Raw genomic sequence first — 24,518 nt, 5'->3', positions numbered from 1 at the left:
CGGATGCCACGACCGAGCGTCGTAGCGGAGCGTCGCGACCAGATCCTGAGGGCGGCCTGCGAGGTCGTCAGCGAGCGGGGTTACAAGGCGCTGCGCGTGACCGACGTGGCCAGGCGCGCCAAGATCAGTACCGGCTCCGTCCACTACTACTTCGAGACGAAGCGCGACCTCGTGCACGCCGCGTTCGAGTACAACTTCACCCGTTCGCTGGAGCGCCGCAAGCAGATCCTGGACCGGCATCAGAACGCCCGGGACCGGCTGCGCGCGTTCGTCGACTCCTACCTCCCGCACGACGAGGAGACCGCGGCCGCCTGGCGCATCTGGGCCGAGACCTGGGTCGAGGCGCTGCACGACCCCGACCTCCGCGAGCTCAACGAGCGGATCTACGGCGAGTGGCGCAGCGTGATCGCCGAGATCATACGGGCCGGCCAGGCCGAGGGGCTGATCGTCCAGGGTGATCGGATGCTGCTCGCGAACGCCCTGGTCAGCATGATCGACGGCCTCGCGATCCAGGCCCTCGTCGGGTCCCGGCACATGACGATCGAGCGGATGCAGAGCGTGTGCGACCATCTGCTCACGACGATGTCGACCGAGCCCGCCCAGGCCGCCATCGGCTGAGCGCCCCCGCCCTCCTCCGGACGCCGGTCGCTCGGGCTCCCCGCCCGGGCGGCCGTGCGGTCCGCCCCTGAACCCCCTTGACAGCCTGTTGCGCCCTGCCGCACGATCACACAAACATAACTGACGGGTCAGTTAAATTTCATCGGGAGCCCCTCCATGTCGTACGACCTCACCGACGGGATCGAGCTGAGCGACGAACAGCGCGAGTTCGTCACGCTCGCCCGCGACTTCGCCCGCAACGAGATCCGCCCCCGCTCGCGCGCCGTCGACGAGGCGGACACCGAGGCCCCCATGGACCTGTGGGCCAAGGCCGCCGAGATCGGGCTCGCGGCCTACATGCTGCCCGCCGAGTACGGGGGCGGCGGCGTGACCGACCTCGTGACCCAGTGCCTCGTCCAGGAGGAGCTGTGCCACGGCGACATCGGCATCGCCAACTTCCTCACCTCCGGCTCGTTCTTCGCCGACCCGATCCTGTCCCTCGGCAGCGAGGAGCAGAAGCGCAGGTGGATCACCCCGCTCACCGGCGCCACGCCGCCGGTCACCAGCGTCGCCGTCACCGAGCCCGGCGTGGGGTCGGACGCCGCCGCCCTGCAGACGCGCGCGGTCCGCGACGGCGACCACTACGTCCTCAACGGGTCGAAGACGTGGATCTCCAACGCCCCTCTTTCGCAGTACTTCGTCGTGTTCGCCACCGTCGACCCGGCCCTCCGCTCCCGCGGGGTGACGGCGTTCGTCGTCGAGCGCGACCGCGAGGGGCTCACGGTCGGCGCGCCCATGCGGAAGTACGGCCAGCGCGGCACCCTGAACGCGGAGGTCTTCCTGGAGGACGTCCGCGTCCCGGTCGAGAACCGGCTCGGCGAGGAGGGCAAGGGCTTCTACGGGCTCATGCACACCTTCGACGCGTCCCGGATCCTCATCGGCGCGGCCGCGACGGGCCTGGCCCGCGCGGTGCTGGAGGACGCCGTCCGGTACGCGCGGGAGCGGGTCCAGTTCGGCAAGCCGATCATCGAGCACCAGGCCGTGGCGTTCCGCCTCGCCGACATGGCCGCCAGGACCGACGTCTCCCACCTCGTCACCATGCGGGCCGCCCGGCTGTACGACGCCGGCGCGCCGGTCACCGCGGCCTCGGCGGTCGCGAAGCTGACCGCGTCGGAGAACGCGACGTGGGTGGCCGACGCCGGGCTGATGACGCACGGCGGCTGGGGCTACTCGCGGGAGTTCATGGTCGAGAAGTGGCTGCGGGACGCCAAGCTGGAGGAGCTCGAGGAGGGCACCTCCGACATCCAGCGCCTCATCATCTCGCGCGCCGTGGCCGGGCGATGAGCGACGCCCTGTCGGTCTTCTCCGACCCGAAGTCGGTCGCCGTCGTCGGCGCCTCGCCCGACCCCGCCAAGTGGGGCTACTGGATCGCCCGCGGGGCCCTCCGCGGCGCCCACCGGCGGGACGTCCACCTCGTCAACGCCAAGGGCGCCACGATCGAGGGCGTCCAGTCGGCCCGGTCGCTCGGCGAGCTGCCGTCGGTGCCGGAGCTGGTCGTCCTCACCACCCCGGCACGGACGATCCCCGCCGTCGTGGACGAGGCGCTCGCCTTGGGCGTCAAGGGGTTCCTCGGGATCACCGCCCATATCGACCTCGCCAACGGCGAGCCCGGACTGGAGCACCGGCTCGCCGACCGGATCCGCCGGGCCGGCGCCCGGATCGTCGGGCCGAACTGCCTCGGCCTGTACGACGCGGACGCAGAGCTCGAGCTCGCCTGGGGCACGTTCGTCCCGGGCGGCATCGCGATCGTGTCGCAGTCCGGGCAGCTCGGCCTGGAGATCGCCGGGCTCGCGGCCCACGCGGGCCTCGGCGTCTCCCGGTTCGTCTCGGTCGGCAACCAGGTCGACGTCACCGCGGCCGACCTGCTCGCCGGCCTCGTCGCCCACGAGGCGACCCGGACCGTCGTCCTCTACCTGGAGAGCTTCGGCGCGGGACGCGACCTCGTGGACGTCATGGCCCGGCTCCGCGCCGCGGGCAAGCGGGTCATCGTCCTCACGGTGGGCGCCAGCGACGCGAGCCGGGCCGCGGCCCGGTCGCACACCGGCGCGCTGACGGCGTCGACCGACGTCGTCGCGGCGGCCTGCCGGGCGGCCGGAGCCGTCCTCGCGGACACCCCCGCGCAGGCCATCGACCTCGCGCACCTGCTGGCCGGCGGCCCGCTCCCCGCCGGGGACCGCATCGCGATCGTCAGCGACAGCGGCGGCCAGGGCGCCGTCGCCGCGGACGTGATGGCCCGCCACCGGCTCTCCGTGGTCCCGCTGTCGGACGCGACGCGGGCCGCGGTCTCCGCCCTGCTGCCCGAGGGCGCCGGAGCGGCCAACCCCGTCGACCTCGCCGGAGCCGGCGAGCAGGACCTCGACACCTACGCGCGCGTCGTCGACGTGCTCGTGCGGAGCGGCGAGGTGGACGCGGTCGTCCTGTCGGGGTACTTCGGCTGCTACGGCGCCGACACCCCGACGCTCGTCGAGCGGGAGCTGGAGGTGGCCGCGTCGCTCGGGCTGTCGGCCGCACAGCACGGGCGCCCGGTGATCGTGCACAGCATGAGCCGCGATTCGGCGGCGGTGCGGGAGCTGCGCGCCCGCTCCGTCCCCGCGCTGTTCACCATCGACGCGGCGGCGCGGTCGCTCGGGCTCGCGGCCGAGCTCGGCCGCTCCGAACCGCCGGGGGACGCATCGGGACGCGCCGTCCCGGCCGTGCCGTGCGGGGAGGCCGGTGGGGCGGGTGAGGCGCTTCCGTACCTCGCGGGCCGCGACCTCCTCGCCGCCGCGGGCCTCCGCTACCCTCGCGCGGTCCCCGTCCGGACCCCGGGGGAGGCCGCCGCCGCGGCGCGGGCCATGCCGGGCCCCTTCGTCCTCAAGGCCGGATGGCTGGAGCACAAGACGGAGGTCGGCGGGGTGGCAGTCGGCCTTCCCGACCCGGACGCCGTGAGCGCCGCTCTCACCGACATGGTCGCCCGGCTGGGCGAGGGCGACTACGTGGTGGAGGAGATGGACGCCCGCACCGGCGTCGTCGAACTCATCGTCGGCGCCCGCCGGGACGACGCCTTCGGACCCGTCGTCCTCGTCGGGATCGGCGGCGTTCAGGCCGAGGTGTACCGGGACGTCGCGGTCGCGCTCGCGCCCGTCGGCGCTGTCGAGGCCCGCCGCCTCGTCGAGTCGCTCGCCGGGCTGCCGCTGCTCACCGGGTTCCGCGGCCGCCCGGCCGTCGACCTCGACGCGGTCGCCGCGAGCGTCGCGGCCGTGTCCCGGCTCATCGCGGACGATCCCGGCGTCGCCGAATGCGAGGTCAACCCGCTGCGCGCCGGGCCCGAGGGGGCGATCGCCGTCGACGCCCTCGTCCTCGCCGCCGCGCCGGCCCCGTCCACCGACCAGTGAGGGAAGACATGATCGAGAAATCTCCGCTCGCCGAGTTCGCCGGGCAGGTCGCCGTCGTCACCGGCGGCGGTTCGGGCATCGGCCGCGCCATCGCCGTCCGCTACGCCGCCGGGGGCGGGAACGTCGTCGTCATCGGCCGGCGCGCCGAGCCCCTGGCCGAGACCGCCCGCAGGGCCGAGAGCCTCGGCGCCCAGGCCGCGGTCGTCACCTGCGACGTGCGCGACGCCGACGCGCTCACCGCCGCGATCGACGGCGTCGCGGCCGAGCACGGACGCATCGACGCGATGGTGAACAACGCGGCGGGCAACTTCGTGTGCCCGGCCGAGGACCTCTCGCCCGGGGGCTGGCGCGCCGTGGTCGACATCGTCCTCAACGGCACCTTCTACGGCACCCGCGCCGCGGGCCGCCACATGCTCGCCGCGGGCCGGGGCGCGATCCTCAACGTCATCGCCAGCTATGCCTGGCACGGGCACCCTGGGACCGTCCATAGCGCGGCGGCGAAGGGCGGCGTCCTGGCGATGACGCGCACCCTCGCCTCCGAGTGGGGCGGACGGGGAGTGCGGGTCAACTGCATCTCGCCGGGCCCCACCGAGACCGAGGGCGCCGGCGCCGCGCTGTGGCCGACCGAGGAGGACCGCCGCCGCGTGCTCGGCAGCGTCCCCGCGAACCGGTTCACCACCCCGGAGGAGGTGGCCGAGTCGGCGGCGTTCCTGCTCGACCCCCGGCGCGCCGCCTACATCACCGGCGACGTCCTCTCGGTGGACGGCGGCCAGTGGCTCGGCAAGGTCGTCTACTCCGACTCCTCGGCACGGGCATGAGCGCCCGGCTGGCCGGCCGCCCCGAATGGGCGCGGTCGGCGGTGTACATCGGCGGCCGGTGGCGGGAGACGGCGGGCGGCCGGACCACGGAGGTCGAGAACCCGGCGACCGAGGCGCCGATCGGGACCGCCGCCGACGCCGGGGCCGAGGACGCCGATGCCGCGGTGTCCGCCGCGGCGGAGGCCTTCCCGTCCTGGTCGGCCATGCCGCCGCACGAGCGGCTGGCCGTGCTCGGACGCGTCCACACCGCTCTCGAACGCCGGCGCGACCTGCTCGTGGAGACGACCGTCGCCGAGATCGGCGCGCCCCTCCGCGTGGCCCGGGAGGCGCACATCGACACGGGACTGGACGTCCTGCGCGCCTACCTCGACGCCGCCGCGGACCTCGCCTGGGAGGAACGCGTCGGGAACTCGCTCGTCCTGCGCGAGGGGATCGGCGTCGCCGCCTGCGTCACCCCGTGGAACTACCCCTTCTACCAGGTCCTCGCCAAGATCGGCGGCGCCCTCGCCGCCGGCGCCGCCGTCGTGCTCAAACCGGCCGAGCTGACGCCGCTGTCGGCGTACCTGCTCACCGACGCGATCGACGAGGCCGGGGTCCCGCCGGGGGTCTTCAACCTCGTCCCCGGCCCGGGACGGGTCGTCGGGGAGGCCCTCGCGGGCCACCCGGACGTGGACGCGGTCTCCTTCACCGGCTCCACCCGGGTCGGCGCCCGCGTCGCGGCCGTCGCCGCCGCGGGCATCAAACGCGTCAGCCTCGAACTCGGCGGCAAGTCCGCGAGCGTCATCCTCCCCGGGGCCGACCTTGAGACGGCCGTGCGCGCCTCCGTCGACGCGGCCATGCTCAACTCCGGGCAGACCTGCACGGCCTGGACCCGGCTCCTCGTGCCGCGCACGGACCTCGACACCGCGCTGCGCCTCGCCGCCGCGCACGCCGACGCGCTCGTCGTGGGCGACCCGGCCCGTTCCGAGACCGACCTCGGGCCGGTCGCATCGGCGTCCCAGCGGCGGGCCGTCACGGGCTTCATCGAGCGGGCCGAGGCCGCCGGCGCGCGGATCGTCACCGGGGGAGCGGAGCGCCCGGCGGGCCTGCCGCGCGGCCACTACGTGCGCCCGACCGTCGTCACCGATGTCGCGTCCGACGCGGAGATCGTCCAAGAGGAGGTGTTCGGGCCCGTCCTGACCGTCCAGCCCTACGACGGCGTCGAGGAGGCGGTCGCGCTCGCCAACGGCACGCCCTACGGGCTGGCCGGCGCCGTGTGGGGGCCGGACCGGGACGCGGCCGTCGCCGTCGCCCGCCGCCTGCGCACCGGCCAGGTCGACGTCAACGGCGGCGCCTTCAACCCGGCCGCGCCCTTCGGCGGCTACGGGCGTTCCGGCAACGGCCGCGAACTGGGCCGCTGGGGGATCGAGGAGTTCCTGGAGACCAAGGCGCTGCAGCTGTGACCGCCCGTGTCCGCCCGGCGTGACGTCCGGCTGACGCTCGCGGGCGGCGTGCTCGTGGCCGTCACCGCGGTGTGGGGCTCGACCTTCCCCATCTCGAAGGACCTGCTCACCCGGCTGCCGGTCCCGGACTTCCTGGCGCTCCGGTTCCTCACGGCCGCGCTCGTCGTCGGGCTCGTGCGCCCGGCGGCGGTCCTGCGCGCGGGATGGCGCGTGGTCGGCGTGGGCACCGGGCTCGGGCTCGTGTACTTCTCCGGCCAGTACCTCCAGTTCGTGGGGCTCCAGCACACCGCGCCGACCGTGTCGGCCTTCGTCGTGTCCATGTACGTGGTGTTCACTCCGCTCCTGGCCTGCCTGTTCGCGCGCAAGCCGCCGTCCGTCCGGACGAGCGCCGCGACGCTTCTGGCCACCGGAGGCGTCGCGGCCATGTCCCTGCGCGGGTTCTCCCTCGGCTGGGGCGAGATGCTCACGCTCTTGGCGGCCCTGCTGTACGCCGTCCACATCCTCGCCCTCGGACGCTGGTCACAGGCGCGAACCGCCTACGCGCTCGCCGTCGTGCAACTGGGCACCATGGGGTTCGCCTTCCTCGCCGTCGCGTCCGTCGACGGGGTGCGACTGCCGGAGTCCCGGGACGTCCCGGCCTTCCTCTATCTGGCGGTCGTCGCCGGCGGCATCGCGCTGCTCGGGCAGACCTGGGCCCAAGCCCACCTCCCGGCGTCGACGGTCTCGATCACCATGGTCCTGGAGCCGGTGTGGGCCGGCGTCATCGGCCTGTCCGTCTTCGGTGAGCGCGTTGACGCGCGGATCATCCTCGGAGGGATGCTCATCCTCTCCGCACTCGTCGTGATCAACGCGCGCGGATCCGACGGCGCACGGCGTCCCAGATGGCGAAGACGCGCGGCCGGCCTGGATCGTCCGGCGAATACTCGGGTCGGTACGGGGTAGCAGCCGCCCGTCGCGGTACCCGATCTCGGCTCTGCCGTGGGACGGCACCGGCACCGGCAGTGGGGTCGTGGACGGCGCCGAGACTCTCGTCGAGAGCGGCGGCGTTCCCTACGTCCTGCGCAGCCCCGAGCAGCTCACCCGGTGTTTCGCGGGGTTGGAGATGGTCGACCCGGGCCTCGTCCCGATCACCTAGTGGCGTCCCGACGGGATCGCGGTGCCGATCGACGCCTTCGGAGCGGTGGCGCGCAAGCCCTGACCACGAGGATCTCGTGCGGGCGACCCCGCCACGGACCCGCCATGCCCGTGCGTAGGCGGGTCGGCGAGCGGTCAACCTGCGTGTTGACGTCGAGGTCCGGTTGGCCACCCCCGAGCCGCACCAGACCGAGGTGCGCCGGAATACACGGGCGCGGATCACGGTGGAGGCGACGGTGGCCAAGGAGGCCATCGACGCCCCACCCGCACAGTCGAGGACGGCCGGGCCATGGCGGTCGACCTGGACCGCATGATGGAGATCGCCGGGTCAGCCCTGGCCGACGTCATCCCAGCAATGAGCGAGTGAGACCGAGTTAAGGCCCAGCGCCCTCTTATCCGGTGTGCCCCCTGTGGGCGGCTACCGTTGTGAGCTTCGACCAGAGGGGTGACGTTCCGGGAGAAGGCAACGCTGAAGTTAGCGTGGCCCCGGCCCCGTCTGGCCGGTGACCGCTGCGGGTAATCCCGCCCCGGGCCACGCAACCCCCGCACGTGGCCCGGGACGGTCCCCCCACCGAAGGACACACTGCGGGGTTCGGGGAGCGGAATGCTGGTAGCGGATCGGTACCGACTGGACGAGCCGATCGGCCAGGGCGGGATGGGTGAGGTCTGGCGCGCCACCGACGAGGGCCTGGGCCGGACGGTCGCCCTCAAGCTGCTGCTGGCGGCCGCCACCGACCCGCAGGCGGCCGCGCGGTTCCAGATGGAAGCGCAGACCGCGGCCCGGCTCAGTGACCCCCATGTGGTCGCCGTCTACGACTTCGGAGCCCACGAGGGCCGGCTGTTCCTGGTGATGGAGTACGTCGAGGGGCACAGCCTGGCCCACGAGCGCTCCGTGCATGGCGCCATGGACCCCGAACGCGTCGCCGACATTGCCGCGCAGGCGGCGGCCGGTTTGGCCGTCGCGCACCGGCAGGGCGTGGTGCACCGCGATATCAAGCCGGGGAACCTGCTGCTGGCCGGTGACGGCACCGTGAAGATCGCCGATTTCGGCATCGCGCGGTTCGCCGACGAGGCATCGGCGGCGCTCACCAGCACCGGGCAGGTGATCGGCACCAGCGCCTATCTGGCGCCCGAACGCGGCCTCGGCCGTCCAGCCGGACCGGCCTCCGACGTCTATTCCCTCGGCTGCGTCCTGTACGAGTTGCTGACCGGACAGCCGCCCTTCCAGGGTGACAACGCCGCCGCCGTCGTCTACCAGCACGTCAAGGCCACACCCGTACCGCCTCGGCAAGGCTGCCCCTATCTACCGGGTGCGTTCGAGGACTATCTGATGCGGTTGCTGAGCAAGCAGCCCGAACAGCGTCCCGCGGCCGCCCAGGTGGCCGCCTGGTTCGCCGGCCCGGCCTGGCGCGCCGCCTACCCGGCCGAGGACGCGCCTGCGACCAGCACGGCCCGGCTCCCCGTCGCCGACCTGCCGGCACCTGGGCCGGCGACCAGCTCGTGGGGACGACACGTCCTCATCGCCGCCGCAGCAGCCGCCGCAGTGGTGACCGCGGGTACGGTCGGGTTGGCGATCGCCTCCGGCGGGAACACCCCCACCCCACCGCCCACCGCGCCCGCGTCGGCACCTCCGGCAAGCAGCACATCTCCGCAGCCATCCGATGCGGACAGCTCCCGCGTCAACACCTACGCGCCCAGGAAAACTGAGAAGGCCGGGAAGAAGAAGCCCCCCAAATATGGGGAAGGCAAGGGAAAGAAGCGCGGCAAGTGACGCCCCGCGATTTCTGTCGCCCGAGGAGTCGGCCACCACTTTGACGACCCCTTCGTCTTCTTGGGGGTGAGGTTGTCCCAGACCAGCACGATGGGGCGGCCCAGTTGCTGGTGCGCGGCGTCCCGCAGCCGGGCGTAGTCGTCGAGCGGAAGCGCTTGGCTTGTTCTTGCGCCGGAGGTACAGGCGCATGTGGAAGACCAGGCGGGTGCGGTGCCCGGGTTTGAGGCACACCAGCGCTGCCAGCGAGACGTGTCCCGAGCCCGTGCCGGTGACGGCCGGGGTGTGTCCGCGGCGGGACCAGGTTCGGGCCTTGGACGGCCTCAGCGATTGGCCTGCCTCGTCCTCGAAGAGGATCCACGCGTTCTGGCCCCGCCCGGCTTTTCCACGGTCGGCCAGGTCTCCTTGACCCAGGTGGCGATGGCCTCGTCGTCACGTTCGGCGGCGCGGCGCTGCGGTACCGGGGGGCTCCAGCCCAGCCGGTGCAGCAAGTTGCCGGTCGGCGTCGTAGGCGCACTGCCACACGTGTTCGGGCAGGGCGAGGATGGCGGCGCAGATGTCGTCGTTGAGGTTGAACCAGATCGAGTACTCGATGCGGCTGGTGGTGACCCAGTCCGGGAACTCGTGGGTGCCGCCACCCGAATCGCTCCTGATGATGACTTGCCTGCGCAGGCGGGTGTGGATCTGGTTGAGGGCCAGGCGGGCCTGCGGTGATGTGATCGTCGGCGGTGTTGGAACCGGCGTTACCGGGGTCTGGAGCATGATCTTGCTCCCACTCCAAATGTATTCACGAGATCCTCTGCCCTGCTGGTTACTTTCCGTAGTAGAAGGCGCGGCAACCCACTGGTCGGACCACCGCGTCTGTTGTGCCTCTCGAATCAGGCACTTCTCAGGGAGACGGCCGATCCGTGTTTCTCCCGCGTCGCGGAGAGTAGGCTGTTCAGCACTGGCAGGGACGAGCTCGGAACCGTATCGGTGCCCTCGTCACGAGCGTCTTCCGACGACGCTGAAGTTTCGTCTTCAGTTCGTCGCGCATGGCGTCCGAGACATGCGTATACGTGCCGCGGATGCCCGGCACGATATGCCCTAGCCGGTCGGTCCTGAGAGTTCCGGGAACCCCGTCCTCTGGCAACCAGGCTTTGCGGCCATGCCGCAGGTCGTGCGGTTTGACGTCCTCCAGCAGCGGCAGCCGGCACGCCCTCGGGGGCAGGCCACCGACGGGGGAGAAGTCACCCCTCCGTCGGCGGTGGCCAACCCATACGCGTCCGTGGCCTAGGCCGCACCATTCATCGGCCTGCGGCCGATGAATGCAGCGTCGAACTGGCAAGTGGCACCCGCCTACATGCGGTGCCACGCCTGGCACGTTCCACACCGCGCACTGGTCAGACCCGGCTGGGGTCAGACGTCGGTGCGGTGCAGGGTGTTGCGGTCGGTGTGGTGCATCTCGTCACCGGTCGCCCCCAGCTTCAAGACCAGGTCCGAGGTGTAGCTGAAGGTCCCGTCGTCGTTGAGCGTGAACGTGCAGTCGAAGGTCTTGATCGTCGCCCGGTCCATCAGGTACTTGTTCTGCGACAGGCCGTAGGTCGACGATCCAGGCTCCGCCTTGAAGACGAGCGACTTCGCGTCGGGCTCGGCCGAGCCTCCGGCGAGGATGGCGATGCCCCGCGGGACGGCGAAGCAGCGCAGCACCTGCCCGGTTGCCTCCTCCCAGAGCAGGTACCCGACCTCGTCGTGGAACGGGTCCATCGCCTCCTCTCCGTGACGCCATGCGGTCATTGAGTAGTTCAGCCCGTGCATGGACTGCTTGCCGTTTTCCACGATGGGAATGGGCCGGAACTGGGCCTTCTCGAAGTACCCGGTGTCGGCGGTTTCGTCCTCCTTGTTGTGGTAGGACACATCGACGCCGACGTTGCCTTCCCATTCGCCCAGCAGGGGCTCTAGGGGTCCAAGTTCACTCATGGACCTCATTCTGGCAGGTGCCCATTCGGGCACGTATCGCGGCCTGCCTCGGTCTCACGTTGAGACGTCAAGGTCCGGCCTTTGCGGGGGCGGATCGTACAGCGGGACGCGGTGGCGGCGATTCCCGTGCTTGTGTCATCCGCTGCTCGAACGTGACGGGGCGAGCCCCGTGGTCGGCGCTTCGCCTGCGGTGGGTGTTGGAGAAGTCGGCGATCCAGGTGGAGATCTTGATGCGGGCCTCGGCGCGGGTGGTGAAGTGGTGCCGGTGCACGGGCTCGGCCTTGAGTGTGCTGTTGGACGCCTCGGCGGCGGCGTTGCCGAGTGCGCACCGACCCGGCCCATCGACTGGGTGATGCCGTGCCGACGGCACGCGGCCGCGGTCCTGGCCGCGGTGTACTCCGAGGTCGTCGCGAGGCCGAGCGGCCCCTCGCCGGTGTCGCTCTGCGTCACGTCCTCGCACCACGGCACGTCCGGCGCCACGGCGGTGAAGTCGCGGCGCACCCGATCGAGCACGGCCGACCGACGTCGCGGCCGGGCTCGGCGACCGCCGCCGCCCCCGCGAACGGTCGGCCAGGCGAGCCCGGCCATCCGCGCGGCAACGGTCCGCCAGGACGGCAGATGCTCGCAGATGAACTCCCCGAACGCCGGTGCGAGCGGCTAGTCGGCCCGACCGCGGAGGATCTCCGAGCCGACGGCCAGCCAGTTGACGGGGATCGCACCGGTCTGAAGGAGGCGCATGACCGCCGTGTTGTGCGTCTCTTCGATGGTCGCCGCAGAGGCGTCGACGACGATGTAGACCTCGAAGCCACGGTCGAGGGCGGTCAAGGCGGTCAGGGTGGATGACGGGAGTGTCCCCGAGGACCTGGGTGAGCTTGGGGTAGAGAGGACCTGCGGGAAAGTCCTCGGGGCCGGCGGTGACGATCAGCGGCAGGCTGAACAGATGAGAACGACCGCGCTGTTGTCGGCGGTAAGTGGCGAGTGCGGCATGACCTTCTCCTTGGTTGTTCCCTTGTGAGCACCGTGACGCGGCTGGTGTCAGTCAGCCGGCCTCCTGCGAGTCGCCACGAGCGCGAGGATGTCGCTCACGTCCTCGACGGCCATCTCGATGCGGCCGTAGACGCGTGGGGTGAGGAGCGTGGTGCCATCGAAGTCGCCGGAGGATGCGAAGACGGCGACCGGAAGGGTCATCGACTGGAAGAACCCGAACAACGGGCGAAGGGCGTGTTCCAGGACCAGCGCGTGGTGATCCCCGCCGCCGGTGGCGGCGAGGAAGACCGGCTTGTTCGCGAGTGCGTACTGGTCGACCAGGTCGAAGAAGTGCTTGAACAGGCCGGTATAGGAGCCGCGGAACACCGGGGTGGCGGCTATGAGCAGGTCGGCTTTCTCGGCGCGGCTGAGCGCGTCCTCGATCTCAGGGGCGATGCCCTCCCTCTCGAAGGCTCCGGTGAAGGCGGGGCCGAGCCGGTAGACGTCGATCCGGGTGTGCTCGACCGCGATGTCGTGGACGGCGAGCACGCTGGTGAGCGTTTGCAGCACGACGTCGACCAGTCCGACGGTCTTGGACTTCTCGCTCGGGCTGCCGTTGACGACCACCACCCGTAGTGTCCGAGCCTCCTCCTGGGAGGGGGCACGGCCGGTGCGGCCGCCGATGAGAGCCCGCTGGTCGCTCACGGTGGTAGTCACGCCGCCTGCTCCTTCCGGGAGCCGACTTCGCGGCGTACGACGGGGGCGACCTCGGTGCCGAGCAGTTCGATCGCCTCGAGGACGTCCTTCTGCGGCATCCCGCCGAAGCCGATCTGGATCAGGGCGCGGTCCAGGCCGTAGAGCTCGTGGTAGGCCAGCAGCTTCTCGACGACCTCATGCGGGCTGCCGACGACGAGTCCGGCGTTGGGCGAGGTCTGGGCTTCGAAGGCGGCCCGCGGCATCGCGAACCCGCGGCCGCGCTGGTGGTTGTTGGCCATCATGCCCTCCGCGAAGTAGGGGTACATCGTGTCGCGGGCGCCCTGGCTCGTACGCCCGACGTAGCCGTGAAGGTTGATGCTCGTGCGCAGCGCGGCGGAGTCGTGCCCGGCCTGCCGAGCGGCGTCCCGGTACAGGTCGACGGTCTGCCGGTGTGATGTGATCGGCCCGAGCAGCAGCGCCATGGCCATGGGGAGGCCGAGTCGGCCGGCGCTGATGGCGGAGGCGGGGGTTCCTCCGACGCCGACCCAGATCGGCAGTTCCTCCTGCATCGCGCGGGGACCGACGTCGGCGGTGTCCAGTGCGGGGCGGAACCGTCCGTTCCACGTGATCGGGTTCTGCGCGCGGATCCGCAGCAGCAGGTCGAGCTTCTCGCGGTACAGGTCGGCGTAGTCGGCCAGGTCGTAGCCGAAGAGGGGGAAGGACTCGGTGTAGGAGCCGCGGCCGGCGATGATCTCGGCCCGGCCTCCGGAGAACTGGTCGAGTGTGGCGAACTGTTCCCAGACGCGCACCGGGTCGTCGGAGCTGAGCACGGTGACCGCGCTGGTCAGCCTGATGTTCGTGGTGGCTTGGGCGGCCGCGGCCAGGACGACGGCGGGGGCCGAGCCGACGAAGTCGGTGCGGTGGTGCTCGCCGACGGCGAACAGGTCGAGCCCGACCTCGTCGGCGAGCCGCGCCTGCTCGATGGTTTCCCGGGCGCGCTGGTGCGCGGAGGGAAGCGTGCCGGTATCCGGGTCGGCGGTGATCTCGGCGAACGTCATGAAGCCGATCTCGAAGGGCGATCGCTCGCCGGTGACGGTGGTGGTCAACGTGCTCTCCTTACGGTCTTGTGCGGACGCCGTTCAGTGTCCCGATGACAATAAGTTGTCTGCACAGGCAGATATTCCGCCCCCTGTGCTGCCTGCGCAGACATGTACACCCGGCGATGAGGACGGCCGTCGCGGTACACTTCGCAAGTGGCCACTCCACGTCTGAGCGACCTTGAGAACGAGGCCTGGCAGGGCTTCCTGTATGCCCACGACCGCATCTGGCGTGAGATCGAGGCAGGGATCGCGCCGCTGGGCGTGAGCATGGCCGAGTACAGCGTCCTGTCCCTGCTCGGTCGAGCCGGTCGCTCCGGCATGCGGATGTCCGAGCTGGCCAGGGACCGACTGATGTCGACCGGTGGTTTCACCCGGCTCGCCGACCGGCTGGAGCGCCGCGGGCTCATCGAGCGTCAGCGTGCGGCCGGGGACGGACGCGGCTACGTCGCCGTCCTGACACCCGACGGGCGCAACCTCCTGCGCAAGGCATGGAAGCAGCAGCATGCCGACGTGCGCCGACTCTTCCTCGACCGCCTCGACGACGACGACCTGCGCGCCCTCACGCGGATCTGGTCACGCCTCGGGCCGGAGAGCGGCGAGGGGGCGAGCCTGCGGTGACCGTACCGCCTCGGGCAAACCGCTTACCGATCATCCTTGCCCAGCGGGCATCGGCACGGCCTCCGGTACGGGGACCCAGCCGACTCACCGAGGCACGCACCACTCAAGTGCCATCTCGTCGCCGTACATCTCGAGGGCGCCGACCACCGCTCCGGCAGGAGATCCGCCAGCAGTTCACACCTGCCTGCCGGCTGCAGGCCGAGTTTCCTGGCGGTGCCGACCCATGTGTCTGTCGAGGAGTGAGGCCGGGCGGCGGCCCGTGATCATTGCCTGGCGCATCGCCAGGGTGGCCGGGCCGCCGCTGAGGCGGCCGAGCAAACCAGTGCCTGGACGAGTGGAGGTCAGCTGACAGGGCGGGCAGCGTCTGGCGCGGTCCCCCCGGAGCATCGGCCGGTTTCTGATGTGAGAGACGGGCACGCGCCCCTCACCGGCTTCGGGCGTCTCAGTTGAACCCAGCAGATGCCGATGCCGGGGAGATGCCTGGTCTTCGGGTCCTCTGTGAACGGTCCGGAGCCGACATGTTCCGCCAGCGACCATGTACAAGGTGTCCGTGGGAACATCGGGTCGTGCCTACTGGTGGTCGTACCATCCTCGCCGCGGTCGGCACGTCCCTCCTGGTCATCGCGAGGAAGTCCTTCGCCGGGCTGGCCGGATACCTCGCGGACGTTGCCGGGGCTGCCCTCGGTCGCCTTTACCGCCGCAGGCACTCTCACCCGATCTGTCGGACCTGATCTGTACTGTCGGCGACGCCCGACCACGGATTCGCAACATCAGGTGATCGAGAGGCTGGAATGGCGGAGCACCGCACGTACCTTGAGTTGTCCGAAGACAGCGCCACCGCGCACAAGTTCTACGAGGTGGTCCGCTCCGGCACCCGAGTCACCATTACCTTCGGCAGAATCGGCACCTCCGGCCAGAGGAAGGTATCCGATTTCGCGACCGAGGCCAGGGCTGAGGCGGCGGCCGCCAAGAAGATTGCGGAGAAGACCAGAAAGGGCTACGCGCCGGCGGTGCGGGGCGTGCGGCAGGCCCGCCCTATCAGCAGGCGCACCATGGTCAGCACGAGGTCGACCGCGCGGCAGGCGCCGGTGCTGTGGCGGCTCGCCACCGGCGCCGCCGCATTCGGCATCTTCGTGGACCAGGAACGGTGTTGGGTCGGTAATCAGAACGGCGACGTGTACACCGTCACCACCGACGGCACGGTGACCGGCCGCTACCTGTTGCCCAACGGGGTGAAATGCCTCGTCGCCGACGACTTCTGGATCTACGCCGGCTGCGACGACGGCAGGGTGTACGACCTCAGCGGCAAGGTTCCGCGCGTGGCCTACGAGATCTCCGCGGACGTCGACATCTACTGGCTGGACATCGACGATGCGATCCTCGGAGTCTCCGACCGCAACGGTCGCGTCACCGCCGTCGACCACGAAGACGAGTACCAGTGGTCGCGCGATGTCGACGGCGATTCGGCCTGGATGATGCGATGCGACGCCGAGAGCAACACCATTTATCACGGCCATTCACGAGGTGTGGCCTGCTATTCGGCCGCCGACGGCAAGCCGATCTGGCAGACGGAGGTCGGCGGGAACGTTCTGTTCGGCTGGCAGGAGAGTCGTTCGGTGTACGCCGCGACCGGCAATAACGACGTCTACCGGCTGGCCAAGAAGAACGGCGAGGTCGAAGCGGCGTACCGCTGCGATGCCGCCGTCTTCGCCTGTGCGACCTCGCCTGATGGGCGCCATGTGTTCGCCGGCGACAACCACTCGTCCATCTACTGCTTCGACGAGGACGGCACCCGCCTGTGGAAACTCGGCACGGGGCACGGCTCGGCCTACTCGATGCAGTTCTTGGACGACAGGGTCTACATCGTCACCACTGACGGGTCGCTTGTCTGCATCGACGCCTCCGAGACGGCCATCCACGCGGCGCAGCAGGGCTCGGTCCCCAAGCCCGTAGACGTGAAGGTCGCCGCTTCACTGCCGGCGGCCGAGCCGGCGGCGGTGCTCGAAACCACCTCCCAACCGGGCGACGCCGTCATCCTGGAGTGCTACCAGGATGGCTCCCGGCTGCGCGTGCGAGTCATCAGCGAAGGGTACGAGCAAGATTGGAACGTGCAGTTCCCCAAGGAGATCCGCCACCCCGGCACCCGTTACGCCGTCGAAGGCGTCCGCACTTCCGGCCGCGGCGGCTTCTACCGGGCCTACGGCGAAATCCGACGCCTCCTCTGACATCAGCCCGGCTGACTCCCCGGCACCGCGAGTCCGACCTCAAGGTCACCCGCGGGCACATCACCAAGCAGGGCTCACCGACTCTGATCGAAGCGGTCCAGCGGCAACGCGCCGGCTCCCTCATCCGCGCGGTCCGCGACCGCATCCTGGCCCGCCGCGGCAAGCAGGCCCGCGACATCGCCAAGGTCGCCGCCGCCCGCCATTTGGCCGTCCTGGTCTTCTACGGCATGCGCGACGGCCACATCCGGGCCCTCGACCACCCCGCCGTCCCCGCCCAGGACGCGGCATGAACGTTCCGGCCCGTCCAGGCGTCCGCCGCGGGCCGCTGCGGCCGCCTGCAGCGCGTCGATCACCAGGTCGGTGCGCATGTGGTCGGCGATCGACCAGCCCGCCAGCAGGCGCGAGCCCAGATCCAGCACGGTGGCCAGGTAGAGGAGCTCCCTGTCGGCGACCGGCAGGTAGGCGATGTCGCCGACGTACCGCTGCCCGGGGGCGGCCGGGGCGGTGAAGTCTCGTTTGATCAGGTCGGGCACGGGTGTGGCGTCGGGGTCGGGCAGCGTGGTGCGGAACTTGCGGCGCAGCCGCGGCCCGGCGAGCCCGAACGCGCGCATCTTCAGAGGGCCGGCCCCTCCGCAAGCAGCTTCTGGGCCCGCACGGGTCTTGGCTGCCGATCACTGCGGACGGTATCGAACTGATCAACCTGTCACGGACATCGGCGATCACCCGGTACCGCTATCGGAGAGACACGATCCCTAACCCCTGGTCAGCGGCCTGACAACAAGCCCGCGGCAGACACCCGGGGCGCCTGCGACGCACAGTTGATCTTCACTGCGCTGACCGCGGCGGGCGCGACGTACCTGCACTTCGCCAGCGGGGGACAGGACTGGATCGACCCTGCGCGCCTGGACGGCGGACTCACCGTCACCGCCCTGGCGCGCGAGGTGAGCGGCCTGCCGGTGATCGCCAACGGCGGGATGCACGATCCGGACCTGTCGGCGCCGCTCCTGATGGGCGGTCACGCGGATCTGGTCTCGATTGCAAGGGGCGCCCTGGTCCCACCCTGACCTGTTGCAGCGCCTTGCCCGGGGCAGGGCGTCAGAGCCCTTCGATCCCGCGATGCTGTCCCCGATGGTCACCTTGGACAACGCCAGGCGGTGGCGCCTGGCGGCCGGTGCGACGGCGTGATCTCGGTCGGCGGACGGAGGTGATCGACCTCCCTGCCCCGTTGGCCGGCGCAGAAGAAGGGAAGGGAACCGCTTATGACCCAGTGCGATTGGGAACCGGGCGCGCCCGAGCACACATCCGGCACCCACGCAAGGGCGGCGCAGGTAACACCAAGAAGGAGCCATTCATGACTGTTCAGGCGAAGAAATTCGGATTCGGCATGCCGTGGGAGTCTCTCTACGGATATAGCCAGGCAGTGCAGGCCGGCGATACCGTGTACGTCTCCGGGCAGTTGTCCCACGACCAGGACGGCAATTTCGTGGGCGTCGGCGATTTCGAGCTCCAGGTCAAGACCACGCTGGCCAACCTGGACCTGGTGCTGCAGCACTTCGGGGCCGAGCGCAGCCAGATCGTCGAGACCACGGTCCTGGTCAGGCATCTGCGAGACAACTTCGATGCCGCCGCACGCCTGCACTCCGAGTACCTCGGACAGCACCGCCCCACCAGCACCGTCATGGGCGTCTCCGACCTCGCTCTCCCGGACCAGCTGGTCGAAATCGGCGCGGTCGTGCGCCTCGACGTCGAGTCGTAGTCCCAAAGCCGGCCGACGTCTCATCTGCCTGTTCTGTGTCACCCGGCTAAGCGAGTCAGAGACTCTCGCTAAGCCGGGTGATGCATTTTCGTCAAGCGCGACGTCAATGCGGAATCGTCGGAAGTTCCGGGGCAGCGGTATCCAACGGCACGAGCGGGGATCGCACCGGCCCGAACTGGACGGTCTGGCGGTGCAGGAGCGCGTACTGGAGCCAATCCGTGACGATCCGCGAGCGGTTCCTGGGCGGTGACAGCGGGTGACCACCTTGGCGGGCAGGCCCGACAGCGGTATCCCCAGCGGGCTGGCCGTCGCCTGCATCCCGCCGAGGTTGACCAAGAATCCCAGGTCACGGTGGCGGTAGGGGCGCATTTCCCCGGTGCCGTACGAGGCCGCGATGTTGCGCGCCACTCGCGTGCCCTGCCGAAGGGCGTGCTGTCCGGTCATCGGCGTCATACAGGATTGTAAGCGACAGCACTCGATCCGCGGGTGACAGTAGGTAGAGCGCGCCCAGCGAAGCTCCAGCGTCCGGCATCATATCGACCATGGCGGTCTGGACTTCTTCAAGACTGCCGCGATCCTCCAGCCAGGCTCCTTCCCCCGAGCGAAGAGGGCTTATGCCCAACTCGACCTGGGACAGTTCTGTCCCACAGGGATCTGAGTACGTGTTTGAGAAGTTGATCTCAGTCGGTGTGGCTGCGTGGTGTCGTGTACTGGTTTGTGCAGGGGTGTGGCGATGACTCGGACGTCGTGTTATCCCTCGGACCTGACCGATGACGGGATGATCCCGCTGCGGAGCGGGGCCGCAACGCCGACTGGCCATCGCGGTCGACCGTCCGACCGCGGAACCACGCCAGGCTTCGGTCCGTATTACCGGCCCGTCATCGAACACGATGACGCGCCAGACCCACCTCCGGTTTACCTGTATCGACAGTCCACTGAACTCTGCAGGTCAGTGACGGTAAATATTTCTTTACTCTGAACACCGTTGTTCCTGCTCCGCGAATTCACTTACCTTTCCCGTGTCCTTGATCATCTCGATTTGCTACCGAAAGTACCAGCGCATTCACTGTCAGTGCCCCGAGGGTCGTTAGTGGACGAAAAATTAGGGAGTTGAAAGTGTGAAACACGGAAAAATCATGCAAGTCCTCGCGACGGCGGTGGGAGCAGTTGCTCTCTCCTTTCCAATGTCCCTGGTGACACTTCCAGCGCAAGCCGACATACTGCACCCGGGGGTGGTCAGCGAAAACCCGGTGGACTACACGCCGCACGTGCTGGACGGCACCGTCAACGCAATCACGGTCGTCGGTGACACAGCGATCGTCGGTGGAGAGTTCACCCAGATCCAGGAAGCCGCGGCTGGCTCACCCGTGATCGACCGCAAGAACCTGTTCGCCTTCGACCTCGTGACGGGAAAGGTCGACACAGGTTTCACGCCGGCGGTCGACGACATCGTACGGGCGCTCGCCCCAGGTGAGAACGGCACGGTATACGTCGGAGGACACTTCAAAACGGTCAACGGTACGGTGATGAAGAGGCTGGCCCGGCTCAACCTCGCCGACGGAACAGCCGACCCGACGTTCAACCGTGTGGAGATCAACTGGGGCCGGCTCACCACGATGACCCGCCGTGGCGCCCATCTGTACATCGGCGGCTCCCTGGACACCATCACTGACCCCGTCACCGGCACCGCGCGCAAGGCCCTGGCCAGACTCGACGCCGAGACCGGCGCGGTCGACCCGGCCTTCGACATCTCCGTGAGCGAACCGCGTGCCGGCGAACTCACGGTCAAGAATCTGGCGGTGAACCCGGCCGACACCAAACTGGTCATCAGCGGCACCTTCACCAAGGTCAACGGGCAGAGCAGATCGCAGATCGCGATGGTCGATCTCGGCGCCGCTCCGCAATTGTCCAGCTGGGCGACGGAAAAGTTCACCCCCACCTGCAGCACCAGCTACGACACCTACATGCGCGGCATGGACTTCTCTCCCGACGGCGCCTACTTCGTGGTCACCACCACTGGCGGCGGTGGCTATGGCGTATCGGCCCTGTGCATGTCGGCCTCACGGTGGGAGACCGACCGCACCGGTCCCGGCCAGCAACCCACCTGGGTGAACTACACCGGCGGCGACACGTTGTTGTCGGTGTCGGTCACCGGCGCCGCCATCTACGTCGGCGGGCACCAGCGCTGGATGGACAACCCGCGCGGCAACGGCTACGCCGGGCCAGGTGCCGTGGAAAGGACCGGCATCGCCGCCATCCACCCTGACACCGGCAAGTCCGCCGACATCAACTGGAACCCGACCCGGACCCGGGGCGTGGGGGTCGAAGCCCTGGTCGCCACGCCCGATGGCCTGCTGGTCGGCAGCGACACCGAGGAACTCGGCCACGAGTACCACGCCCGGCTCGGGAAGTTCCCGCTGAACTAACCCCCTTCCGCCACCTATCCCCCCCAGCAAGAAGGGTGACGCATGTTCAGGCTCAGAGGAATGTTCCTGGCGACGGCGGTATCGGCGGTGCTCAGCGCGACCCTCACCGTGCCCGCTACCGCTGCACCGACCGACGAGGTCGAGGTGAAAACCTTCAATCTCCCCCAAGGAACACAACTGACCGTCGACAACTTCGACACCTTCCAGCCCGATCCGTGGCTGACTCCAGACGAAGTGCACAGGCGACGCTACAACCAGTACTACACCATCGACTCCCGCCAGTTCTCCGACAGCGCCCCCCAGCAAAAACTCGCAGGTGACATCTGGACGGAATGCGCCCAACGCAAAATCGACAGGCCAGGCAAACCGTGGGTTCGTGACCACTACGCCTTCTGCATCAAGGGCGAGATCGGCTTCTCCCGGAAAGAGACCAGCGTCCTCGGCAAGAAGCTGGTGTACGAGCTGACCATCCCCTACACCGCCGTCGGGATCGGCAGCAAGAACGAACGCAAAGTCGACCTCAACATCCATCTGCACACCGACAAGATCAAAAGAGATGATCCGGAAGGCAAGATGCCTCCCGACCCCGTCCTGGACATGGAGATCTTCTGCAAGGACCTGTTCACCGACGGCGACCCCGCCGCCGCCAAAACCTGTACCGTCAACAACAACCAGCCGGGTGTTCCCGCGACTATCACCAGGCGGCTGAGTGAGCTGATGAGCGCCCCCAGCGACTACGCCTTCACCTTCACCTCCGACGATTCACAGGCCGGCTGGTCCCCGACACAGGTCCAACGCAGCGGCCCCGAGAAGGTGGTGGCCTCCAACATCGGTATGGGCTTCCACTGGAGCGGCTCGACCGGAACGCCGAGCGGGATCAACGGCTTCCAGACCTCCGCGCGGTTCGACTCGGCCGACTACCTCAAGTACGGCAGCGACCCAGGAGTCGGCGGCCAAGGCGCGGTGTTCTACGACGTCATTCCCAGCATCGAGTACAGGGTCGGTGACACAGAGGTTTCCGAGATCGCTCAGCACATCTGGGATGCACTCAACGCACCAGACCGCACGGTGCCGCTCAACCCCAACAAGTGGGTTCCCGGCGGGTCCAACAACGAAGACGACACTCTGGCCCGCCTCCGTTGGAACCGCACTGTGACCCCGTGGGTGCCCTGGGGGGACGAGGTCGGACGCATCGCAGACAACCGGAGGAAGGCCCTGGACGTGTGCGAGCGCAATGAGGGCGCAGGGGAGCCCGGCCCGGGTAAGCAGTGCGACGAATTCCCCTTCGCCCGCACCTTTCAAGGCGCCGCCCATAGCGACTACGATCCCGTCGCCCCGCTCAACTGGTCAGCGCGCTGGGTCGATGGCGACCAGAACGTGGCTGCGGGGAGCAGACTGGGCCGCTGGTTCGGTAACGACCGCATTCTGGACTGGTCCTACGATGGACGCCTGCAGGATGACTTCTTCGTCCGCGTCCCCGACGGCAGCTAGCCGCGGGCACTGAAACGGTCGGGTCGGCTCCTACCCGCTGGAGCCCCCCCGACCGCCACCCGGCACTCGTGAAGGAGGACCGCTCGTGTCGACGCCCTACGACTGGCTGAGCGAGTTCCCCGGTCTGGAAGACCATATCTTCGTGGCGTTCGTGCAGGGGGCCGACCCGCAAGGGCTGCTCACGAGCATGGGCGCGGAAATGGTGACCGGTGAGATGACCTTCGACGAGCTCAAGCAGGCGCCGCCGAGCCTGCGGCAGGTTCCGCCCGATGCGACGCGGCTGGGCGCCACCCGCCTGGGCGCCTGGACGGTGACGTGGTCGGACAACGCCAGCGCCGGGCAGCTCACCGACGCGCTGGTGAAGGCGGCGCCGGAACGCGCCCTTGTGATCGTGGCGGTCAGTTCCTACTCCTCCAGCAGCAGGTTCCTGTACCGACGCGACGGCGTCGTCCGGCTGGGCTTCGAGCCCTACGACCGCACCGCCATCACCGGCCAGGACGCCGAGGACCTCCTCCCTTTGATGGCCTCGTCCAGGGTGCCCCTGGCCCCGGTGGACCGTGCGACCGGGCTACAACTGGACTCCGACGCCGACGACCCCGGTGACCCACTCCGCGGATCCCTGACGCTCGCCGACCGGATCACCCGGACATCCTTGACGCCCAAGATCCTGCGGGGCGCCTTCACCTGGGGCCTGTTCACCCGTGACGCGTTCCCGTCCGCGGCACCGTCCAGCACCCATCCGCTGCGCGATACCAAGGACCTCGCTTCCGCCCTGAAGACGGCCACACCCGCCGCCCGCACCCGAGCCGTCATGTTCGCCTTGCAGCACATGGCCACCGACGCACAGGCCACCGGCGACCCAGTCGTCACCCGAGCCCTGGAAGCCATCCAGCGAGGAGATACCGAACCACCCGCCGACCTGGCCCCGATCCTGGAGGCGTGGAGGCAGGAGGCCCGCTCGGCACCCAAACGGTGGGAGGTCGGCCCCCGCGACACCGACAAGATCGCCCGAATGCGCCGCGGCATCCGCCGCAACAACCTCGCCGAAGCGCTGGAAGCCGTCTACGGCACCGACCCGGAGCAGGCCGCAGCCCACGTCATCGCCCCGGTCCGGCGCGACGTCACCATCCACCGTGAGCTGCTGGGCATCCTCAGAGGTCACTGAGCAGGGTCGGCATGGGCTGCCGAGTGATGATCACCGCGGCGGCCATGCGGCCGGGCGATAGCCGCAATCTTCGTCCTGCAGATGGCGAAGACCCGCGCGACTACGTGCTTCCTGGATGGCCTGCGCGGCGACCACATCGGTTACCGGCACGTGCGATGGCCCTTGACCGCGACACAGTGGAGGCATGCGACCCGACCCCGACGGCGAACTGAGCGTGCCGCTTGTGCTGGATGAGGCGGCCCGCGTGACCGGGGCGCCCCGCCGTACCGTCGAGCGCTGGATCGCCGCCGAGCGCCCGCCTGCACCGGAGACGACGGCCCCACCTACGTCCTGGAGGGCGAACTGCCCGCCACCGACCACCGCCACCGCGATGACCCAACTCCGGCGCCACCACGGCACGCCGTCCGGCTGCCGCGTGTTGTTGGTCGATCGGCTCATTTGAAGAACACCCCCACGATCGGAGCCGCCGTCGCCGCCAGGCTCAACCCGCCCAGCACCCACGGGATGCCGGTCGCGCCGTCGGCGGCGAACGTGGAGCGGTTCTTGCGGCCGATGGCCATCTGGCCCGCGCAGATGAACAGCCCGGCCACGCCGCAGATCAGCACGCCCCACTTGCCCCACGCCAGTAGCGTCTCCATCTTCTGATCCAGCCCCGGCGGCGCTTCCGGAGGCGGATCGGGCACATCCACGTCGAGCGGCGCCAGCGCGGTCATGGCGAACGAAGTCAGCACGTCACGACCCCCCGCCGGTCAGCCGACGGAGCTCATCGAGGGCTTGGCGCGCCTTACCGGGCAGCACGACCTCGGACGGGTCCTCCACCAGCCGCAGCGCCCGCACATGAGGGACCCGCACGACACCCGTGACCCGTCCCTCAAGCAGCGCGAACCGCGCCGTGGCCTCCCGCGACTCCGGGCCGCCGTCAC

At 69.7% G+C, this 24,518-nt stretch carries 23 protein-coding genes and 2 pseudogenes; 16 read left to right on the top strand and 9 right to left on the bottom strand.

Translation table 11 applies throughout. The features are described from left to right. The first annotated feature begins 3 nt into the window (after nucleotides 1–3). The 8 genes from ABFX46_RS41245 (at nucleotide 4) to ABFX46_RS41210 (ending at nucleotide 9,196) form a co-directional block, all read left to right on the top strand. Nucleotides 4–618 (top strand): TetR/AcrR family transcriptional regulator, encoded by a 615-nt coding sequence (locus ABFX46_RS41245; RefSeq protein WP_346049729.1) that lies wholly within the window; start codon nucleotides 4–6, stop codon nucleotides 616–618. Nucleotides 619–774: 156 nt separating this feature from the next. Next, nucleotides 775–1,941, top strand: a complete 1,167-nt coding sequence (locus ABFX46_RS41240) for an acyl-CoA dehydrogenase family protein (protein ID WP_346049727.1) — start codon at nucleotides 775–777, stop codon at nucleotides 1,939–1,941. Continuing rightward, on the top strand, nucleotides 1,938–4,031 hold the full coding sequence (locus ABFX46_RS41235; protein WP_346049725.1) for an acetate--CoA ligase family protein: 2,094 nt from the start codon (nucleotides 1,938–1,940) through the stop codon (nucleotides 4,029–4,031). Before ABFX46_RS41240 ends, ABFX46_RS41235 begins: the two co-directional genes overlap by 4 nt. 8 nt (nucleotides 4,032–4,039) lie before the next feature. Further along, a complete protein-coding gene (locus ABFX46_RS41230) occupies nucleotides 4,040–4,849 on the top strand; it encodes an SDR family oxidoreductase (RefSeq protein WP_346049724.1) in 810 nt (269 codons plus the stop codon). After that, a complete protein-coding gene (locus ABFX46_RS41225; protein WP_346049722.1) occupies nucleotides 4,846–6,291 on the top strand; it encodes an aldehyde dehydrogenase family protein in 1,446 nt (481 codons plus the stop codon). Before ABFX46_RS41230 ends, ABFX46_RS41225 begins: the two co-directional genes overlap by 4 nt. A 6-nt stretch (nucleotides 6,292–6,297) precedes the next feature. Further along, the gene (locus ABFX46_RS41220; RefSeq protein WP_346049720.1) at nucleotides 6,298–7,233 is read left to right on the top strand and encodes a DMT family transporter; all 936 of its coding nucleotides are present in this window, start codon (nucleotides 6,298–6,300) and stop codon (nucleotides 7,231–7,233) included. A gap of 67 nt (nucleotides 7,234–7,300) precedes the next feature. After that, nucleotides 7,301–7,426: a hypothetical protein gene (locus ABFX46_RS41215; protein ID WP_346049718.1), complete on the top strand. Its 126-nt coding sequence runs from the start codon at nucleotides 7,301–7,303 to the stop codon at nucleotides 7,424–7,426. A gap of 603 nt (nucleotides 7,427–8,029) precedes the next feature. Next, nucleotides 8,030–9,196, top strand: a complete 1,167-nt coding sequence (locus ABFX46_RS41210; RefSeq protein ID WP_346049716.1) for a serine/threonine-protein kinase — start codon at nucleotides 8,030–8,032, stop codon at nucleotides 9,194–9,196. Between the two features lie 320 nt (nucleotides 9,197–9,516). Here the strand turns inward: ABFX46_RS41210 and ABFX46_RS43705 are convergent, their stop codons facing one another. From ABFX46_RS43705 to ABFX46_RS41185, 6 genes are all read right to left on the bottom strand, one after another. Next, complete coding sequence (locus ABFX46_RS43705; protein ID WP_428831373.1) at nucleotides 9,517–9,684, bottom strand: helix-turn-helix domain-containing protein; 168 nt, start codon at nucleotides 9,682–9,684, stop codon at nucleotides 9,517–9,519. Further along, nucleotides 9,626–9,955 carry a hypothetical protein gene (locus tag ABFX46_RS41205; RefSeq protein ID WP_346049714.1) on the bottom strand — a complete coding sequence of 110 codons (330 nt, stop codon included), beginning with the start codon at nucleotides 9,953–9,955 and terminating at the stop codon, nucleotides 9,626–9,628. Before ABFX46_RS41205 ends, ABFX46_RS43705 begins: the two co-directional genes overlap by 59 nt. A 636-nt stretch (nucleotides 9,956–10,591) precedes the next feature. Continuing rightward, complete coding sequence (locus ABFX46_RS41200; RefSeq protein ID WP_346049712.1) at nucleotides 10,592–11,152, bottom strand: heme-binding beta-barrel domain-containing protein; 561 nt, start codon at nucleotides 11,150–11,152, stop codon at nucleotides 10,592–10,594. A 657-nt stretch (nucleotides 11,153–11,809) separates the two neighbouring features. After that, nucleotides 11,810–11,977, bottom strand: a complete 168-nt coding sequence (locus ABFX46_RS41195) for a cysteine hydrolase family protein (RefSeq protein ID WP_346049710.1) — start codon at nucleotides 11,975–11,977, stop codon at nucleotides 11,810–11,812. Between the two features lie 210 nt (nucleotides 11,978–12,187). After that, nucleotides 12,188–12,835 (bottom strand): NAD(P)H-dependent oxidoreductase, encoded by a 648-nt coding sequence (locus ABFX46_RS41190; protein ID WP_346049708.1) that lies wholly within the window; start codon nucleotides 12,833–12,835, stop codon nucleotides 12,188–12,190. After that, a complete protein-coding gene (locus ABFX46_RS41185) occupies nucleotides 12,832–13,920 on the bottom strand; it encodes an LLM class flavin-dependent oxidoreductase (protein WP_346049706.1) in 1,089 nt (362 codons plus the stop codon). The genes ABFX46_RS41190 and ABFX46_RS41185 overlap by 4 nt, the downstream gene beginning before the upstream one ends. 147 nt (nucleotides 13,921–14,067) lie before the next feature. Between ABFX46_RS41185 and ABFX46_RS41180 the strand changes: the two genes are divergently transcribed. From ABFX46_RS41180 to ABFX46_RS41175, 3 genes and pseudogenes are all read left to right on the top strand, one after another. Continuing rightward, a complete protein-coding gene (locus ABFX46_RS41180) occupies nucleotides 14,068–14,532 on the top strand; it encodes a MarR family winged helix-turn-helix transcriptional regulator (RefSeq protein WP_346049704.1) in 465 nt (154 codons plus the stop codon). A gap of 575 nt (nucleotides 14,533–15,107) precedes the next feature. Beyond that, nucleotides 15,108–15,203 (top strand): annotated as a pseudogene (locus ABFX46_RS43695) (sulfite exporter TauE/SafE family protein); the annotation flags it as partial. 120 nt (nucleotides 15,204–15,323) lie between these two features. Continuing rightward, entirely contained in the window at nucleotides 15,324–16,757 is a 1,434-nt protein-coding gene (locus ABFX46_RS41175) for a WGR domain-containing protein (RefSeq protein ID WP_346049702.1), read from the top strand. Between the two features lie 314 nt (nucleotides 16,758–17,071). Here ABFX46_RS41175 and ABFX46_RS41170 read toward each other — a convergent pair. Beyond that, nucleotides 17,072–17,338, bottom strand: a pseudogene (locus tag ABFX46_RS41170) (DDE-type integrase/transposase/recombinase); the annotation flags it as partial. 237 nt (nucleotides 17,339–17,575) lie between these two features. Here ABFX46_RS41170 and ABFX46_RS41165 point away from each other — a divergent pair. The 5 genes from ABFX46_RS41165 to ABFX46_RS41145 all read left to right on the top strand — a co-directional run bounded on the left by ABFX46_RS41165 (nucleotide 17,576) and on the right by ABFX46_RS41145 (nucleotide 23,595). Then, nucleotides 17,576–17,821, top strand: a complete 246-nt coding sequence (locus ABFX46_RS41165; protein ID WP_346049700.1) for a hypothetical protein — start codon at nucleotides 17,576–17,578, stop codon at nucleotides 17,819–17,821. A gap of 287 nt (nucleotides 17,822–18,108) precedes the next feature. Further along, nucleotides 18,109–18,513 carry a RidA family protein gene (locus ABFX46_RS41160; protein ID WP_346049698.1) on the top strand — a complete coding sequence of 135 codons (405 nt, stop codon included), beginning with the start codon at nucleotides 18,109–18,111 and terminating at the stop codon, nucleotides 18,511–18,513. Between the two features lie 1,184 nt (nucleotides 18,514–19,697). Beyond that, nucleotides 19,698–20,939: a delta-60 repeat domain-containing protein gene (locus ABFX46_RS41155; protein WP_346049751.1), complete on the top strand. Its 1,242-nt coding sequence runs from the start codon at nucleotides 19,698–19,700 to the stop codon at nucleotides 20,937–20,939. A gap of 60 nt (nucleotides 20,940–20,999) precedes the next feature. Then, nucleotides 21,000–22,430: a NucA/NucB deoxyribonuclease domain-containing protein gene (locus ABFX46_RS41150; protein WP_346049696.1), complete on the top strand. Its 1,431-nt coding sequence runs from the start codon at nucleotides 21,000–21,002 to the stop codon at nucleotides 22,428–22,430. 85 nt (nucleotides 22,431–22,515) lie between these two features. Continuing rightward, nucleotides 22,516–23,595 carry a DUF6461 domain-containing protein gene (locus ABFX46_RS41145; RefSeq protein ID WP_346049694.1) on the top strand — a complete coding sequence of 360 codons (1,080 nt, stop codon included), beginning with the start codon at nucleotides 22,516–22,518 and terminating at the stop codon, nucleotides 23,593–23,595. A 434-nt stretch (nucleotides 23,596–24,029) separates the two neighbouring features. Here the strand turns inward: ABFX46_RS41145 and ABFX46_RS41140 are convergent, their stop codons facing one another. Both ABFX46_RS41140 and ABFX46_RS41135 read right to left on the bottom strand, forming a co-directional pair. Then, nucleotides 24,030–24,326, bottom strand: a complete 297-nt coding sequence (locus tag ABFX46_RS41140) for a hypothetical protein (protein ID WP_346049692.1) — start codon at nucleotides 24,324–24,326, stop codon at nucleotides 24,030–24,032. A gap of 1 nt (nucleotide 24,327) precedes the next feature. Beyond that, nucleotides 24,328–24,518, bottom strand: a 191-nt coding sequence (locus ABFX46_RS41135; protein WP_346049690.1) for a hypothetical protein, incomplete at its 5' end; no start/stop codon positions are given.

The sequence above is a fragment of the Actinomadura chokoriensis genome, assembly GCF_039529475.1.
In the GTDB taxonomy this organism is placed as follows: domain Bacteria; phylum Actinomycetota; class Actinomycetes; order Streptosporangiales; family Streptosporangiaceae; genus Spirillospora; species Spirillospora bangladeshensis.
Note: the sequence above shows the minus strand (reverse complement) of the source record. Positions and strands in the feature narration are given on the sequence as shown.